A 14,306-nucleotide genomic window follows, 5' to 3' on the forward strand; every position below is an offset into this window, starting at 1 on the left:
CCGGCCCGCAGACAGCGGTGGACTGGTAGCCCGGTCAGCGCAGCGCCACCGGGAATAAATCAATGCCTACAGCAGGGCCAGCAGAAATATGACTTCGCCCAGCTCAATCGCCGCGCCTAATGTGTCACCGGTTTGCCCGCCCAGGGTACGCTTCAGCGCCTGACCCAGCGCCCAAACCAGCACCAGAGTGATAAGCGCCGCCCGCAGACCGTTGACCCCGAGCAGCAGCGTCGCCAGCGCCAGCGCGATCCCCATGGTAATCAGCATCTGCCGCAGCGTGATTTTGCCGATAAATAAGTTGCCCAGCCCCTCTTCCCGGGCGTAGCGCTGACGATACATCAGCAGCACCGCCATACCGCGGCCGACGGCGCAGGCGGCAGCCAGCACGGCAAGCGCCGACGTGCCGCGCAGCGCCACTTCGCTGACCACCAGCACTTTGGCAACCAGCACAAAAATCAGCGCCAGCCCGCCGTGAGTGCCCAGCCGACTGTCGCGCATGATTTCCAGCATCCGCTCGCGGCGGCGGGCGGAAAAGATGCCATCGCAGGTATCCGCCAGCCCATCAAGATGGAACCCGCCGGTCAACAGCGCCAGCGCCAGCACGCCGAGCAGCGCGGCGAGCGGGCCGCCGCACCACGGCTGCAGCAGCATCACAACGGCGCCAGCAATCGCCCCCAGCAGCAGCCCCACCAGGGGAAATGTAATGATACTGCGTTGATATTGTTCAATTTCCAGCCCCTGGGATAAACGCGCCGGGACCGGCAGGCGGCTGATAAATGATAATGCGGCAAAAAAAGACTTAATCATTGAGTGATGACTCCTGTCGATAAACCCCGCGGCAGCGGTTATTCACGCCCGCCACCGACCGTGACCTGACTTATCCGCGCGGCTGCCGCGCGGAGAAAGCCTGCCCGCGTTCTTCCAGCCGCCAGTGGGCAAGCCGGGTATCACGGTGGTGTTGAATGCGCGCGGCCATTTGGTTGTCGGAGAGCCGGGAGGTAGCGATGAAGATCGCCGAAACGAAAGAGTTGAGTAAAGATTCGGCGTCACGGCGTTGGCCGCTAAGCGCGTCGCCGGTCATCAGTATCATCGCGGCGGCACCTGTTGCAGGGACAGCATGAGATAAACCCTTCCGATATCAATATGTTTACGGCGGAAGTATACCAAATTCCTGGGTAAAGGTTCAGCGTCGCACGGGCGTTTTTGCTAAGGAACTGTGAGGTCACGCAAGAGGAAGAAGAGGAACTCCGGCAGCGAGCGCCGCCGGAGCGCATTAACGGGGCTTACTCGGCAGATTTATCTTCGACTTTCGCTTCGCCCATCGCTTTCAGCTTTTTAGAGATATCGCGACGTTCTTTGGAGATCTCGGCGTTTTTGATGATGTAATCGTCAACGCGATCTTCGTAATCGCTCTTCATGCTGGCGATGATGCCCTGAATAGCTTCAACGCTCATGCCCGGCTTGATGTAGTCGCTCAGGTTGTCCAGCAGCAGTACGCGCTTCTGGTTATCACGGATCTTTTTCTCAACGTCCTGAATTTCACGCTGCAGTTTGTTCTTACGACGGTACAGGCGAACAAACTCCAGTACGTCCTGGAAAGAAGGCTTAGTTGTTTCCATTTTTATACCCCTAATATTTGAGATTCGGATTCGCTAAAGCGACTGCTACATAGGGCTAACATAACTGTTAGCAGCCGCTGATGACAATGTTTTTTCCTTTGCCGTTATCATAACCCTAAACGCTGCTGAATCGAAGCAAGCGATGGAAAAACCACGTGAGTCTGGTCTTTATTTACGCAACGCACGGCAGATTAAATGCGACAGCAGTTCGAGCTGGCGCGCCAGCTCGATAGTTAACCAGACATAACCGTGAATGGGCGTTTCGGAGAAATTGTCGTCCTGCTGCTCTTTGATGAGCTGGCGCAGTTCGGCCACAATTTCGTTGAGCTTTTCATTGTTGGCAAGAATCGGCTGCGGATTGCCCTCATACAATGCGTGGGCGATAGTCAGCAATGTTTGCTGGGTCATTTGCTGGGTTTCGCGCAGCGTATGGGCGTTAAGCATCACGAAGTGGCCGGGACGCGACGCCCAGTAGGCGTTGATTTGCAGCTCCAGCATGCACACCAGGTTACGGCTGACGGTCTGGATCGCCTCAAAGATGGCCTTCTGGATATGCGTCTCTTTGCTGGCGGGGGTAATTAATCCGCGCATTTTCACCACGTCGTTAAGCACCTTCTGCATATGCTTTTCCAGACGCGGACGCTCAACGAGGTTCGGCGAGAAGCCCGCCTGATACAAACGGTTGAAGGCGGTGACGTAGCTGGCCATCTGGATGCGCCAGTGCAGGAAAGCCCGCTGCGGCCAGATACCGGTAAACAGCATCGCCAGCAGGGAGCCGAAGATCACGTCGCCGCTTCGCCACAGCGCGGTGGTCATGTCGCCCGGCGGCGCGCCGACCACTACCGCCAGGGTGATGCCGATCAGCAGCGCCTGGTAGGGCTTTTTGCCCAGCGCCAGCCAGCCGCAGAGGAACATCGCAACCGCGCACCACAGCAGCATAATGGGCAGAGAGATAAGCTCCAGCTTGAGCGCTACCAGCCCGAGCGCCGAGCCGAGGATCGTGCCGCCGATACGTTCAAACGCGCGCGGTACGACATTTCCCCAGAAGGAGATAGGCCCCATCACTACCACCAGGGTGATGAGGGGCCAGGTGCCTTCAGGAACGTTAAGCAGGCGCACCAGCACAAAGGTGAGCACAAAGGCCAATGCTATTCGCACGCCATGGACGATGCGGTAATGGCGATACAGCCGAATTTCAAATGGCTTAAGTGATTTATCCGCGCGCACAACCTACTCCGACACAACGAAAAGGCCAATTGTAACTGCTTTTTCGCCGCAAGCATCACGCGAATGTAATAAACCTTGTCAAACGAAGGGACAATGTTCTACTTCACCGCCGGCTCGACCGCGATATACATATCAATATCCCAGTAGCCGTCCTGGTTACCATCGTTAAGATAGACTTCAAAACAGGGCTTCATCGCCATCTGATGGGTTGTGCTTTGCACCAAGCTCTCGAAGAACTGGTACCACGGCGTCGCAAAGTCAAAATTCTCGACTCTGGCACGGGCAACCGCATAATCCCCGCCGGCGATTTCGGTCATCATCACGCCTTCGCTACCCTCAGGAATCTGGTAGTCGTCCGCCACCGTGACGGTGGTGTCGCAGCGCAGCTTTTCCGCCGGGACTTCGTCCGGGTTGTCGTAGTAAACGGCCACCCACTCCTGCGCCGGCACCTGGCTGTTATCGACCCACATCATCAGCTGTTCAAACCCCTGTTTTACCGTCTGCTCCCAGGGACCGACCAGATGAAAACCAGCAATTTTCTTCTTGCCTACGGATTTAACGTTATAGTCCATGCTGCCTCCACTGTTGATAAAATACTGTATGTATATACACATAAATTAGCAGTACTATCACCCACAGTATGTGCGGCAATTCACAAATCCGCGCGGCAAGAAGATGAAAAAATCGCCGCCATACGGTTATAAACTGAACGGTAGCTCAACGCCGATGCTGGCCCCAACATCGTCGCTGGCGCTGTGGTTAGCGTCGGTGTACCACAGGGAGGTATTCAGGCGTACCGTTGGCATAACATCGCCGCTCCAGCCCAGCTGTACGCCCTTCAGCGTATCGGCGCGCGGGAAGGCTTTATTGATTCGCTGGTTTTTTGGATTGACCTCAGCGTAGACCAGCCGCGCGCTCCAGCGCTGATTCTCTTCGGTTACCAGCTCCACCTTACCGGCATATAAACGCCCGTCGCCGCCCATCGCATCGCCCAGCGGATAGCCCTGCTGGTAGTAGCCGTCTTTATAGATAAAGTGGTTATAGATGTAGTTAGTACGGCCCATGTTCGAGCGGGTATCGTGGGCTTCCAGATACCAGTTAACCGCATTGCTGTTCCACTGGTGATGCCCTTCCACGCCGCCAAGATAGAGGTGCGCCGAGGGTAAATATCCGGCTTCGTCCTCGCCGATCATCTGGCCGTAAATGCTCACCGGCCAGCCGAGGGTGGGCGCCAGCTTCAGCTTGAAATCAAAACCGGCCAGCTGGTTGCCGGGATCGTCGGCCGAGTCGCCGGTGTTATCATTGCCGGTGAGGCCGTCCCAGAAGCTGCTGAATGAGGAAGGCCGCCCTTCGCCGCCCCACTGCATAACGCGCGAGGCTCCCAGCTCCAGCGAGGTGAGCGGTGAAAAAGTCAGGCGACCACCGAAGATTTTGGTATGCGGTACGGCTGCGTACTGGTTCATCTGGCTGGCGGAAAGCTGGTACTGCCAGGGGCCAATCCAGCTTAGCCATGAGGTTTCCGGCGCCCGCTGTTCGGCGCGCTGCAGCAGAAAACCGGTCATGGGACGCGCGGCATCGGAGCGGATCAGGCTACCTTCATAGCCCGGCCCCCACCACTGGGGGATTTGCCCGAACGCCAGCCACTGGTTCCACAGCTTAACCGCGCCGTATGCGCCGTTGGCGTTCACGCTCGAACCGTTACTGATGCGCTTGTCGCCTTCAACATTGCCCTGCAGGTGCAGATCCCACCATTCGCCGCTGTTGTTCAGGGCGAGAGAAAGCGACTGGTCGGCGGGGTAAGACTGGGCGAACCCCTGCGGCGTGCCCGGCTTATCAGTGGAGCTGTAGCCGGTAACGCGCACGTCAGCTTTCAGCGCGCTTAATCGCTGATTTACCCGACCCAGTACCACCCGCTCTGCGGACGTTGTCGGATGGGCATTGGCCAGCGCGCGCTTAATCTCCTCTTCGCTCAGAGGCCAGGTCGACAGGCTCAACGAGAGGGTTCCACGGTCGGATAACCAGGCTAAATCATTGCGGAATTCGTTATCGGCCAGAACGAGGCCGGAGGCAAAACCAGAAGTGCTAAAAACGGTGAAAAGTCCCAGAGAAAGCGCACTACGCGCAAAGTATTTCATCTTCCCAGCTCCATTTATGGCGCACAAGCGCCAGGCTTTTTCCTGAAGGGTGACCGGGTAAGGTAATGGAGTGAAAGTAAACGAAGCGCCAACCGAAGCGGCATAATAATCAAACAGCTACGAGATGCCGCTCCGGGCGGAGCGGCGGAGAAGTTACAGTTTTTGATGCAGATAATCGCTAAAGCGCGACAGCACGCCGCCCTTGCCAACGCTTTCCAGCGTCACCAGCGGCCAGTGGGCCACCACTTTATCACCATCGTAAAGGGAGATTTCGCCAACCCGCTGGTGGGCGGCGATCGGCGCTTCCAGCACTTTGTTATCCAGCACGTATTTGGCCTTAATGCGCGAGACTTCCGACTTCGGCAGCGCTAGCCAGAAGTCCTGATCGGTCCCCAGCTTAATCTGCTCTTTATCGCCATACCAGATACGCTCAACGCCGACCTGCTTGCCGTCCTGCAGGACCTGGACGGTATCGAAGTTTTGCTGGCCCCAGTGCAGCAGCTTCGCCGCCTGCTGTTCACGCCCTTTCGGGCTGTCGGCTCCCATCACCACCGCAATCAGCCGGCGCTGGCCGTCCACCGCGGAGGCAATCAGGTTGAAGCCGGCGCCCGAGGTGTGGCCGGTCTTCAGACCATCGACGTTCATGGTCTTATCCCACAGCAGACCGTTGCGGTTCTGCTGGGTAATGCCGTTCCAGGTCAGGCTCTTCTGGCTGTACATATGGTAGACGTCCGGCTCGCCGTGAATAATCGCCCGCGAGAGCACCGCCAGATCGTAGGCCGAACTGTGCTGACCCGGCGCGTCCAGACCGTGGACGGTTTCAAAATGGGTATCCTGCAAATGCAGTTTTTCCACGTAGCTGTTCATCAGCGCGACGAACTGCGGCTGGCCGCCGGCGACGTAGTCCGCCAGCGCCACGCAGGCATCGTTGCCGGAGTCAACGATCAGCCCGCGGCTTAAATCGCGTACGCTGACCCGATCGCCGGGCTTAAGGAACATCAGCGAAGAACCATTAAAGACCGGGTTACCCTGCGCCCAGGCGTCTTTCCCGACGGTGACGATGTCGTCAAAGGTGATGCGCTGGCTGTCGATAGCGCGATCGACCACGTAGCCGGTCATGAGTTTGGTCAGGCTGGCGGGATTGCGCTGCTGATGCTCGTTACCGGCGGTCAGGATCTGGCCGGTGGTGTAATCCATCAGCACCCAGGAACCGGCCTGAATAGAAGGAGGCGTCACGTTGACGGGAAAATCATTGGCGGCAAATGCGCAGGAAACGCTCGCAGCGAGCAAAGATACAGCAATAAAAAAACGGCCTTTCAACGGCATATCCTCTAAATTGACAGATTCGCCGTCCTTTTTACGGAACTTCTCGTTTCAAATCAGGGTTTAATTGCAAGAAAATATGACATCACCGACGCGGGACAAAGGGGATACCCTTCTGATGGCCCGGCAAATCGTTTACCATGAAGGCTGCTCGCCACCAGGAATAATGAACAGATTATGCAAGATAGCGCCAGCCAGCCCGGATTTTTATTTCACGATTACGAGACCTTCGGCACCAGTCCCTCGCTCGACCGACCGTCGCAGTTTGCCGCCATTCGCACCGATGAAGACCTGAATATCGTCGGCGAACCCGAAGTCTTCTACTGCAGGCTCGCCGATGACTATCTGCCGCAGCCGCAGGCGGTCATGGTCACCGGGATAACGCCGCAGGAGGCGAACGCCAAGGGCGACAACGAAGCCGCTTTCGCCCGCCGCGTTCACGATCTGTTCACGGTGCCGAAAACCTGCATCGTCGGCTATAACAACGTGCGCTTCGATGACGAAGTGACGCGCAACATTCTCTATCGTAATTTTTACGATCCCTACGCCTGGAGCTGGCAGCACGACAACTCCCGCTGGGATCTGCTGGACGTGATGCGCGCCTGCTATGCGCTGCGCCCCGAAGGGATCAACTGGCCGGAAAATGAAGAGGGCTTACCGAGCTTCCGGCTGGAGCATCTGACCGTCGCTAACGGCATCGAACACAGCAACGCCCACGACGCGATGGCCGACGTTTACGCCACCATCGCCATGGCGAAACTGGTGAAAACCCAGCAGCCGCGCCTGTTCGATTATCTTTACGCCCACCGCAACAAGCGTAAGCTGGCGACGCTGATTGACGTGCCGCAAATCAAACCGCTGGTGCATGTTTCCGGCATGTTCGGCGCGGCGCGCGGCAATACCAGCCTGGTCGCCCCGCTGGCGTGGCACCCGGACAACCGTAACGCGGTGATTATGGTCGACCTGGCCGGAGACATCGCCCCCCTGCTGGAGCTCGATGCCGACACCCTGCGCGAGCGGCTGTATACGCCGAAAAGCGAGCTGGGCGATCTGGCTGCGGTGCCGATCAAGCTGGTCCACCTGAATAAATGCCCGGTGCTGGCGCAGCAAAACACCCTGCGTCCGCAGGATGCCGACCGGCTGGGCATCAATATCCAGCGCTGTCTGGAGAACGCCCAGCTGCTGCGGGCCAATCCGCAGGTACGCGAGAAAGCGGTGGCGATTTTTGCCGAAGCGGAGCCGTTTGTGCCGTCCGATAATGTCGATACGCAGCTGTATAACGGCTTTTTCAGCGATGCCGACCGTGCGGCGATGAAAATCGTACTCGAAACCGAGCCGCGCAACCTGCCGGCGCTGGATATTACCTTCGCCGATAAGCGTATCGAGCGCCTGCTGTTCAACTATCGCGCGCGCAACTATCCCGGCACGCTGGATGAAGCCGAGCAGCAGCGTTGGTTAGAGCACCGTCGCCAGGTCTTTACGCCTGAGTTTTTGCAGGCCTACGCCGATGAGCTGCAGACGCTGTACCAGCAGTATGCGGACGATAAAGAGAAGCTGGCGCAGCTGAAGGCGCTGTGGCAGTACGCGCAGGATATTGTTTGATTGGCAGAAATTCCCGGGTTGCGGCTAATGCCTTACCCGGGCTACAAACGATGGCAGGACTCGTAGCCCGGGTAAGACGCCTCGCGTCGCACCCGGGAACGTTGCTTAGCCTTTGGCGCGGCTGGCGATAATCGCCTCAGCCACGTTGCGCGGGGCTTCCGCGTAGTGGTGGAACTCCATGCTGTAGGTCGCCCGGCCCTGGGACATTGAACGCAGCGTGGTGGAATAGCCAAACATCTCGGCCAGCGGCACGTCGGCGCGGATAATCTGGCTGCCGAACAGCTCCTCCATCCCCTGCACCATTCCGCGACGGGAAGAGAGATCGCCCATAATATTCCCGGCGTACTCTTCCGGGGTCTCCACTTCCACGTGCATCACCGGTTCAAGAATAACCGGGTCGGCCCTGCGCGCCCCTTCCTTGAAGCCAAATATCGCCGCCATCCGGAAAGCCATCTCCGACGAGTCGACGTCGTGATACGAACCAAACGTCAGGGTCGCCTTGATATCCACCACCGGATAGCCCGCCAGCACGCCGGTGCCCATCGCTTCGCGCAGCCCTTTTTCCACTGAAGGGATGTACTCGCGCGGCACCACGCCGCCTTTGGTCGCGTCCTCAAACACGAAACCGCTTCCCGGCTCCAGCGGTTCAAGGGTCAGCACCACGTGACCGTACTGCCCTTTACCGCCGGACTGGCGGACAAATTTGCCTTCCACCTCTTTGACCGTTTTGCGGATCGTCTCGCGATAGGTCACCTGCGGACGCCCGATATTCGCCTCGACGCCAAACTCACGCTTCATGCGGTCGACGATAATCTCCAGATGCAGTTCGCCCATCCCGGAAACGATCGTCTGGCCGGACTCCTCGTCAGTATGCAGACGAAACGACGGATCTTCCGCCGCCAGCCGCTGCAGCGCGATACCCATTTTCTCCTGATCGGCTTTGGTTTTCGGTTCAATCGCCAGCGAAATCACCGGCTCCGGAAACTCCATCCGTTCGAGGGTAATCACCGCATCCGGGTCGCACAGCGTGTCGCCGGTGGTGACATCCTTCAGGCCGACGCAGGCGGCAATGTCCCCGGCGTGCAGTTCGTCCACCTCATGGCGATCGTTGGCCTGCATCAGCACGATGCGTCCGATGCGCTCTTTCTTACCTTTCACCGGATTCCACACCGCATCGCCTTTTTTCAACGTCCCGGAATAGACGCGGATAAAGGTCAGCTGTCCAACGTAGGGGTCGGTCATCAGCTTGAAGGCCAGCGCCGAGAACGGCTCGTCGTCGCCCGGATGACGTTCAGCGGGCCGCCCTTTCTCATCCACGCCCTGAATCGCCGGGATATCCAGCGGCGACGGCATCAGCTCAACCACCGCATCGAGCATCCGCTGCACGCCTTTGTTTTTAAACGCGCTGCCGCACAGCACCGCCTGGATTTCCCCCTTCACCGTGCGCTGGCGCAGACCGGCGACGATCTCCGCCTCGTCCAGCTCACCGGTTTCGAGATATTTGTCCATCAGTTCGTCGCTGGCTTCCGCCGCCGCCGAGACCATTTTCTCCCGCCACAGCCGGGCGGTTTCTACGAGGTCGTCAGGCACAGGCGCATAGCTGAAGGTCATCCCCTGGGTGGCGTCATCCCACAAAATGGCGCGCATTTTGATGAGATCCACCACCCCGGTGAAGTGCTCTTCGGCGCCAACCGGGATCGCAATCGGCACCGGATTGGCCTTCAGGCGATCGATCATCATCTGCACCACGCGGAAAAAATCCGCGCCGGGGCGGTCCATCTTGTTGACGAAGGCCAGCCGCGGAACGTGGTATTTATTCGCCTGCCGCCAGACGGTTTCCGACTGCGGCTGCACGCCGCCGACGGAGTCGTAAACCATCACCGCGCCGTCCAGGACGCGCATGGAGCGTTCCACTTCGATGGTGAAATCCACGTGCCCGGGGGTATCGATGATGTTAATCCGGTGCGGCTCGAAGCTGCGGTCCATGCCGGGCCAGAAGCAGCTCACCGCCGCGGAGGTAATGGTGATCCCGCGCTCCTGCTCCTGCGCCATCCAGTCGGTGGTTGCCGCGCCATCGTGTACTTCCCCCAGCTTGTGGCTCATCCCGGTATAAAACAGGATGCGCTCGGTGGTGGTGGTTTTGCCGGCATCGATATGCGCGGAGATACCGATGTTGCGATAACGTTCGAGGGGGATGGGTCGGGGCATGATGCGTCCTTAGTCATTGTGACTGTTAACAGGCGGCCGGAATTGGCCGCCGTTCATATAACGGCATCTATCATAGTACAACTGTACGAGTATATTCGAACTATTTTTGCTATCGTTACTATTGGTGAAGCTGCGACGACCCGCGTGGCTTTAGAAAAGCAGTTTCGGTATATTACCGGCCAGCCGCCGATACGGGCTGCTGCTCACGGAGCTGCGCCGCCGCCGACACAGGAATATTATGATCGCCAATCACCCCGAACGTGAACAAATTCGCCTCGAAAATGTCCTTTTCGCTCTCGGCAACCCGCTGCGGCTTGAGATTATCCGTATCCTTGCCGACGGCAGCGAGCAGAGCTGTAACGCCCTGCGTCATGAAGATGTGGCGAAGTCGACCATGACCCACCACTGGCGCGTCCTGCGCGACAGCGGTGTGATCTGGCAGCGGCCTCAGGGGCGGGAGAATTTGATTTCGCTGCGCCGGGAAGATTTAGACGCGCGCTTTCCCGGCCTGCTGGATACGCTGCTTAAGGTCATGCAGCACGATAACTAAAGGCCTGCGCGCCGGCCTCTACTCCTCACCGGCCAGCCGCCGATACTGGGCAAAGCGGGCGCGCGCATCCTCCTCGGTTCTGCTAAAAAGCGCATCCGCGAGATGCGGCGTCGTTTTATGCAGCGAGGCGTAGCGCACTTCGCCAAGCAAAAAGTCGCGGAAGCTCTCCTCCGGCTCTTCGGAATCGAGCATAAACGGCGTCTTGCCCTCCGCTTCCCGCTGCGGATGATAGCGCCACAGGTGCCAGTATCCCGCCTCAACCGCCCGTTTCGCCTCGCGCTGGCTGCAGCGCATACCGGCTTTCAGCCCGTGGTTAATGCAGGCGGCGTAGGCAATCACCAGCGACGGTCCCGGCCAGGCTTCAGCCTCGGCGATCGCGCGCAGCGTCTGATCTTTATCGGCGCCCATGGCGACCTGGGCCACGTACACATTGCCGTAGCTCATCGCCATCATGCCAAGATCTTTTTTCCGCGTGCGTTTGCCCTGCGCGGCAAACTTCGCGATGGCCGCCACCGGGGTCGATTTAGACGACTGCCCGCCGGTATTGGAGTAAACCTCGGTATCAAACACCAGAATATTCACGTCTTCCCCGCTCGCCAGCACGTGATCGAGACCGCCGAAGCCGATATCGTAGGCCCAGCCATCGCCGCCGAAAATCCACTGCGACCGGCGCACAAAATAGTCGCGGTTCTGCCATAGCTGCTCCAGCAGCGGCACGCCCTCTTTTTCCGCCGCCAGCCGTTCGCTGAGCCGGTCCGCGCGCTCGCGGGTACCCTCGCCTTCATCCTGCTTCGCCAGCCACTGGCGCATCGCGTCGAGGAGTTCGTCGCTGACCGGCAGCGCCAGCGCGGCGGTCATATCATCGGCGATTTGTTGACGCACCGCCTGGCCGCCGAGCATCATGCCGAGGCCAAACTCCGCGTTATCCTCAAACAGCGAGTTCGCCCATGCCGGGCCGTGGCCGCGGTGGTTGGTGGTATAGGGAATCGACGGCGCGCTGGCTCCCCAGATTGAAGAGCAGCCGGTGGCGTTAGCGATCAGCATCCGGTCGCCAAACAGCTGGGTTATCAGGCGGGCATAAGGCGTTTCGCCGCATCCCGCGCAGGCGCCGGAAAACTCCAGCAGCGGGGTTTCAAACTGGCTGCCTTTGACCGTCGTCTTCCGGAACGGATTGCTCTTCGGCGTCAGCGCCAGCGCATAGTCCCAGACCGGCGCCATCTGGCGCTGGCTATCAAGAGACTGCATTTTTAACGCCTTGCCGCGCGAAGGACAGATATCCACACAGTTGCCGCAGCCGGAGCAATCCAGCGGCGAAATAGCCAGATGGTAGTGGTACGCCTTCGCTCCCTGAGCGGGTTTGCTCAACAGCCCGGCCGGCGCGGCGTCCTGCTCTTCGCCGTTGAGCAGCGCCGGGCGGATCGCCGCGTGGGGGCAGATAAAGGCGCACTGGTTACACTGCGTGCAGCCCTCCGGCTGCCAGACCGGCACTTCCAGCGCGATCCCGCGTTTCTCCCAGGCGGCGGTGCCCGAGGGAAAGGTGCCGTCTTCCATGCCGACAAACGCGCTTACCGGCAACTGGTCGCCGCACTGGCGGTTCATCGGCTGCAGAATATCGCGGATGAAATCCGGCATCATGGCTGAAGCCTGCGCCACGGGCTCATCCAGCGTCGCCCAGTGCGCCGGAATGGTCACCTGATGCAGCGAGGCCATGCCCAGCTCGATCGCCCGTTGGTTCATCTCGATCACCGCCGCCCCTTTGCTGCCGTAGCTTTTTTCAACCGCCTGCTTGAGGTAATCCGCCGCGGTCTGCGGGTCGATAATTGCCGCCAGCTTAAAGAACGCCGCCTGCATCAGCATGTTAAAGCGCCCGCCCAGCCCGAGCTCACGGGCGATATCCACGGCGTTCAGGGTATAAAAATGGATATTTTCCCGCGCCAGATAGCGTTTAAAGCCGACCGGCAGATGCTGCTCCAGCTCCGCATCGGACCAGCTGCAGTTGAGTAAAAAGGTCCCGCCCGGCTTTAACCCATCCAGCAGGTCATAGCGCTCCACGTAGGACTGCTGCGAACAGGAGATAAAATCGGCCCGATGAATCAGGTAGGGCGAATTGATCGGCCGGTCGCCGAAGCGCAAATGCGAAACGGTAATGCCGCCGGATTTTTTCGAGTCATAGGAAAAGTAGGCCTGCGCGTAGAGCGGCGTTTTGTCGCCGATGATTTTAATCGCGCTTTTATTGGCCCCGACTGTGCCGTCCGAGCCCATGCCCCAAAATTTACAGGCGGTGATGCCATCATGCGAGACCGCCAGCGTCTGCTGGCGCGGGGGCAACGAGGTAAAGGTGACATCATCGACAATACCGAGGGTAAAGCCGTCCATCGGCAGCGGTTTATTGAGGTTGTCAAAGACCGCCGCGATATCGTTGGGCAGAACGTCCTTACCGCCAAGCGCGTAGCGGCCGCCGACAATCAGCGGCGCATCGTCGTGGTGGTAGAAGGCGTTTTTCACATCCAGGCACAGCGGTTCAGCCTGAGCGCCGGGCTCTTTGGTGCGGTCAAGCACGGCAATCCGCTGTACGGTTTTCGGCAGCTGAGCGAAAAAGTGGGCCAGCGAAAAAGGGCGAAACAGATGCACGCTGAGCAGCCCGACCTTCTCTCCCGCCGCGTTCAGCGTATCCACCACTTCCTGAACGGTGTCGCAGACCGACCCCATGGCGATAATCACCCGTTCGGCATCCGCCGCGCCGGTGTAGTTAAACAGATGGTACTCCCGGCCGGTGAGCGCGCTGATTTGCGCCATATAGCTTTCGACAATGTCGGGCAGCGCCTGATAAAAACGGTTACCCGCCTCTCTTTCCTGGAAGTAGATATCCGGGTTTTGCGCCGTTCCGCGGATGACCGGATGATCCGGATGCAGCGCGTTACGGCGGAAGCTGTCGAGCGCGGGCCGGTCCAGCAGCGTCGCCAGCTGGTCATATTCCAGCACCTCGATTTTTTGAATTTCGTGCGAGGTGCGGAAACCATCGAAGAAGTTAACAAACGGGATGCGTCCCTTAATCGCCGCCAGATGCGCCACCGCCGACAAATCCATCACCTGCTGCACGTTGTTCTCCGCCAGCATCGCGCAGCCGGTCTGGCGAACCGCCATCACGTCCTGGTGATCGCCAAAAATATTCAGCGAATTGGTCGCCAGCGCCCGGGCGCTGACGTGAAAGACGCCCGGCAGCAGTTCACCGGCGATTTTGTACATGTTGGGGATCATCAGTAGCAGCCCCTGGGAAGCCGTATAGGTGGTGGTGAGCGCCCCGGCCTGCAGCGCGCCGTGTACCGCGCCTGCCGCGCCGGCTTCCGACTGCATCTCCATTAAGCGCACCGGCTGGCCAAAGAGGTTCTTTTTCCCCTGCGCCGCCCACTCGTCGACGTTTTCCGCCATCGGCGTGGAGGGGGTAATGGGGTAAATCGCCGCGACCTCGGTAAAGGCATAAGAGATCCAGGCCGCCGCGGCGTTGCCATCCATTGTTTTCATTTTTCCGGACATTGTTCAATCCTCGAAGGTGAGAGGCATCTTCGCCGCCTCAAATAAGCGGCAAACCCAGTTGTTGCCTCAAGCACAGCCTGTGCCAGCTCGCGGATGACCGAAGAGTTA

The 14,306-nt window shown here is 59.1% G+C and carries 11 protein-coding genes; 2 read left to right on the plus strand and 9 right to left on the minus strand.

From position 1 onward, the window contains the following. Positions 1–66: 66 nt before the first annotated feature. The 7 genes from cobS to dacD form a co-directional block, all read right to left on the minus strand. Positions 67–807, minus strand: coding sequence for an adenosylcobinamide-GDP ribazoletransferase (gene cobS, locus ABLU96_RS16495; protein WP_064404592.1), 741 nt, complete (start codon positions 805–807; stop codon positions 67–69). A 70-nt stretch (positions 808–877) separates the two neighbouring features. Beyond that, complete coding sequence (locus ABLU96_RS16500; protein WP_004852374.1) at positions 878–1,090, minus strand: bifunctional adenosylcobinamide kinase/adenosylcobinamide-phosphate guanylyltransferase; 213 nt, start codon at positions 1,088–1,090, stop codon at positions 878–880. 193 nt (positions 1,091–1,283) lie between these two features. Beyond that, on the minus strand, positions 1,284–1,619 hold the full coding sequence (locus ABLU96_RS16505; protein ID WP_004103624.1) for a DUF496 family protein: 336 nt from the start codon (positions 1,617–1,619) through the stop codon (positions 1,284–1,286). A 168-nt stretch (positions 1,620–1,787) separates the two neighbouring features. Further along, positions 1,788–2,846 (minus strand): FUSC family protein, encoded by a 1,059-nt coding sequence (locus ABLU96_RS16510; RefSeq protein ID WP_004103626.1) that lies wholly within the window; start codon positions 2,844–2,846, stop codon positions 1,788–1,790. Between the two features lie 98 nt (positions 2,847–2,944). Next, the gene (sbmC, locus tag ABLU96_RS16515) at positions 2,945–3,418 is read right to left on the minus strand and encodes a DNA gyrase inhibitor SbmC (protein WP_348862630.1); all 474 of its coding nucleotides are present in this window, start codon (positions 3,416–3,418) and stop codon (positions 2,945–2,947) included. 126 nt (positions 3,419–3,544) lie between these two features. Further along, positions 3,545–4,981, minus strand: coding sequence for a capsule assembly Wzi family protein (locus ABLU96_RS16520; RefSeq protein WP_047723374.1), 1,437 nt, complete (start codon positions 4,979–4,981; stop codon positions 3,545–3,547). A gap of 153 nt (positions 4,982–5,134) precedes the next feature. Next, entirely contained in the window at positions 5,135–6,301 is a 1,167-nt protein-coding gene (dacD, locus tag ABLU96_RS16525) for a serine-type D-Ala-D-Ala carboxypeptidase DacD (protein ID WP_064404619.1), read from the minus strand. Between the two features lie 180 nt (positions 6,302–6,481). On the opposite strand from dacD, the gene sbcB reads away from it, so the two are divergent. Continuing rightward, complete coding sequence (gene sbcB / locus ABLU96_RS16530) at positions 6,482–7,906, plus strand: exodeoxyribonuclease I (protein ID WP_025107723.1); 1,425 nt, start codon at positions 6,482–6,484, stop codon at positions 7,904–7,906. Between the two features lie 105 nt (positions 7,907–8,011). Here sbcB and fusA read toward each other — a convergent pair whose 3' ends face one another. After that, entirely contained in the window at positions 8,012–10,114 is a 2,103-nt protein-coding gene (gene fusA / locus ABLU96_RS16535) for an elongation factor G (protein WP_064404589.1), read from the minus strand. A gap of 238 nt (positions 10,115–10,352) precedes the next feature. Here fusA and ABLU96_RS16540 point away from each other — a divergent pair, with 238 nt between their 5' ends. Further along, positions 10,353–10,664 (plus strand): helix-turn-helix domain-containing protein, encoded by a 312-nt coding sequence (locus ABLU96_RS16540; protein ID WP_064374863.1) that lies wholly within the window; start codon positions 10,353–10,355, stop codon positions 10,662–10,664. A gap of 18 nt (positions 10,665–10,682) precedes the next feature. Here the strand turns inward: ABLU96_RS16540 and nifJ are convergent, their stop codons facing one another. Then, positions 10,683–14,198 (minus strand): pyruvate:ferredoxin (flavodoxin) oxidoreductase, encoded by a 3,516-nt coding sequence (gene nifJ, locus ABLU96_RS16545; RefSeq protein WP_064407239.1) that lies wholly within the window; start codon positions 14,196–14,198, stop codon positions 10,683–10,685. Between the last annotated feature and the right edge of the window lie 108 nt (positions 14,199–14,306).

The sequence above is a fragment of the Klebsiella sp. CN_Kp106 genome (assembly GCF_040064575.1).
Lineage (GTDB): Bacteria > Pseudomonadota > Gammaproteobacteria > Enterobacterales > Enterobacteriaceae > Klebsiella > Klebsiella michiganensis.

Excerpts from the sequence above, each read along its gene's own strand:
- fusA (WP_064404589.1), bottom strand. The coding sequence starts at position 10,114 with ATGCCCCGACCCATCCCCCTCGAACGTTATCGCAACATCGGTATCTCC.
- ABLU96_RS16505 (WP_004103624.1), bottom strand. The coding sequence starts at position 1,619 with ATGGAAACAACTAAGCCTTCTTTCCAGGACGTACTGGAGTTTGTTCGC.
- sbcB (WP_025107723.1), top strand. The coding sequence starts at position 6,482 with ATGCAAGATAGCGCCAGCCAGCCCGGATTTTTATTTCACGATTACGAG.
- nifJ (WP_064407239.1), bottom strand. The coding sequence starts at position 14,198 with ATGTCCGGAAAAATGAAAACAATGGATGGCAACGCCGCGGCGGCCTGG.
- ABLU96_RS16540 (WP_064374863.1), top strand. The coding sequence starts at position 10,353 with ATGATCGCCAATCACCCCGAACGTGAACAAATTCGCCTCGAAAATGTC.
- ABLU96_RS16520 (WP_047723374.1), bottom strand. The coding sequence starts at position 4,981 with ATGAAATACTTTGCGCGTAGTGCGCTTTCTCTGGGACTTTTCACCGTT.
- ABLU96_RS16500 (WP_004852374.1), bottom strand. The coding sequence starts at position 1,090 with ATGATACTGATGACCGGCGACGCGCTTAGCGGCCAACGCCGTGACGCC.
- cobS (WP_064404592.1), bottom strand. The coding sequence starts at position 807 with ATGATTAAGTCTTTTTTTGCCGCATTATCATTTATCAGCCGCCTGCCG.
- sbmC (WP_348862630.1), bottom strand. The coding sequence starts at position 3,418 with ATGGACTATAACGTTAAATCCGTAGGCAAGAAGAAAATTGCTGGTTTT.